General features: G+C 47.6%; 3 protein-coding genes. 2 read left to right on the top strand and 1 reads right to left on the bottom strand.

Translation table 11 applies throughout. From position 1 onward, the window contains the following. Positions 1-192: 192 nt before the first annotated feature. A complete protein-coding gene (gene radC / locus B7X71_RS15380) occupies positions 193-894 on the bottom strand; it encodes a DNA repair protein RadC (protein ID WP_293598721.1) in 702 nt (233 codons plus the stop codon). Positions 895-924: 30 nt separating this feature from the next. Between radC and B7X71_RS15385 the strand changes: the two genes are divergently transcribed. Beyond that, a complete protein-coding gene (locus B7X71_RS15385; RefSeq protein ID WP_293598720.1) occupies positions 925-1,371 on the top strand; it encodes an FKBP-type peptidyl-prolyl cis-trans isomerase in 447 nt (148 codons plus the stop codon). A gap of 3 nt (positions 1,372-1,374) precedes the next feature. Beyond that, positions 1,375-2,328, top strand: coding sequence for a 4-hydroxy-3-methylbut-2-enyl diphosphate reductase (ispH, locus tag B7X71_RS15390; RefSeq protein WP_293598719.1), 954 nt, complete (start codon positions 1,375-1,377; stop codon positions 2,326-2,328). Positions 2,329-2,372 lie beyond the last annotated feature (44 nt).

Here is a 2,372-nt window from a genome sequence, read left to right on the forward strand (position 1 = left end):
TACATTGTTGCCAACCATCGGCTTCTTCCCAGTGACTTGGCAAACTTTTGCCATGACATAACTCCATTAATTGCGAAAAAAGAAGATTGTATCAGTCTCCAGGCACTTTGATCTACCCTTAATTGGCTTTAGTTTTGAGGATTTGGCCGTTTAGTCGCTAATATGGGTCAAAAATAGTCAATAAGTTAGTAATTACTTCTGATTCAAGCTATTTTTCATAAGGCCTGAGTCTGAAAATGAGAAAAATCCGCTATCACTGACTATGCAGTGATCGAGGAGTGGAATATCTACCAACTGCAAGGCTTTGGAAAGTGTCTTTGTTAATTCCTGGTCGGCAATGCTTGGCAGTGGGTTTCCGCTCGGGTGGTTATGGGCAACGATGAGGGCGCTGGCGTTCCTCGCAAGCGCTTCTTTGAGGATTTCTCGGGGGTAGACGGCAGTTTGGCTTAGGGAGCCCCTAAAGAGCTCCTGGCACTCAATCAGATGCAAACGCGAGTCGAGGTATAGGCAGAGGAAGACTTCGTGTGGGAGGCGTCCAAATCGGGCTTGCAAGAACTCTCTGACATAACTGGGCGAAGAGAAGACCGATGCTTGGGAGAGGGTTTCCTCAAGACTGCGCTTGACAAGCTCATACGCCGCCTGAATTTGTGACCATTTAGAAATACCCATGCCATGAATCCGGGTTAATTCCTCCGGGGCGCAGGATAGAAGGCGTGGCAAATTGCCAAAATGGTGGATAAGATCTTCGGCCAATGCCACGGCAGTTTTGCCTTTGACGCCAACACGCAGAAAGATCGCAAGTAATTCAGCATCACTAAGAGCTGCTGCTCCTAGGGCACGCAGTTTTTCGCGGGGCTGCTCTATTTTGGGCCAGTCTGTAATGGGTGAGTGCACGCTCGTGTCGGGCCTAGATACAATTACCTTATGACTAAGCCTACGGTTTTGCCCAATTCCTTCCTGACCCTCAACTATCGGCTGACTTTGCCCAGCGGGGATGATTACATCAATACTTTTATTGATCGCCCTGCGACGGTGTTGATGGGTTCTGGACAATTTGCGCCTTGTTTTGAAAAAGTGTTGATCGGGTTGGCTGTGGGTGAAAAGAAAAGTGCCTTGCTGCCCCCTGAGGAAAGCTTTGGGGAGCGTAAGGAAGAATTAATGCAATGGGTTTCTTTGGGTGCGCTTAAAGAGGGTCGCGATGATGATGTGGAATTTAATCCTGGCGACGTGATTGAATTTAATGCGCCCGGTGGTGCTCAATATGCTGGTGTATTGCAATCGATTAATGAAGAGGGTGCATGGTTTGATTTCAATCACCCGCTTGCTGGAAGGTCTATCACCTTCGAAGCTGAAATCGTTGCCATCCTCTGATTCATGACTAATCCATCTAGCACGCAAGACGCCGCAGAAATTTTGATGGCGCAGCCTCGCGGTTTTTGCGCGGGTGTGGATCGTGCCATCAATATTGTCAATGAAGCGCTGACACGTTTTGGCGCACCAATTTATGTACGTCATGAAATTGTTCACAACGCCTATGTCGTCAATGGACTGCGTGATAAAGGTGCTGTGTTTGTCGATGAGTTGCATGAAGTTCCCAAAGGCGGCATCGTCGTATTCAGTGCCCATGGTGTTTCTCAAGAAGTTCGCCAAGATGCTGAGGCGCGCGGACTGCAGGTATATGACGCTACCTGCCCATTGGTTACCAAGGTGCATCTTGAGGTCATCAAAATGTGTAAAGATGGTTTTACGGTCTTGATGATTGGTCACGCAGGACACCCCGAAGTCGAAGGCACGATGGGGCAGGTAGAAAAGGGCATTCATCTGATTGAAAAAGTGGCGGATGTTGCTGAGCTGCCCTTTATTGAGAATGAAAAAATTGCTTTTGTAACGCAAACCACACTCTCCGTAGATGAGACCAAAGAAATTGTTGACGTCTTAACTCAAAAATTTCCAAATATTGTTCAGCCGCGTAAACAAGATATTTGTTATGCCACTCAGAACCGTCAAGATGCTGTGAAATTTATGGCGCCTCAGGTTGAGGTAGTTATTGTGGTGGGAAGCAAGGCAAGCTCGAACTCGAATCGCTTGCGTGAATTAGCTGAAAAACTCGGCGTACCGGCTTACATGGTGGATGCACCAGAACAACTTCAGGCTGAATGGTTTGCGGGCAAGAAACGTGTTGGCCTTACTGCGGGGGCATCAGCGCCAGAGAGCCTAGCGCTCTCGATTGTGGAAAAGATTCAAGAGTTTGGCCCGCGTAGTATTCGTAATCTCGAGGGTGTAGTCGAGGACATTACTTTCTCGTTGCCCAAAAATTTAGTTGGCTAGCCAAAAACAATAAAGGAGCCCAAGGCTCCTTTATTAAATTGAAT

This window comes from Polynucleobacter sp. 39-46-10, assembly GCF_002282275.1.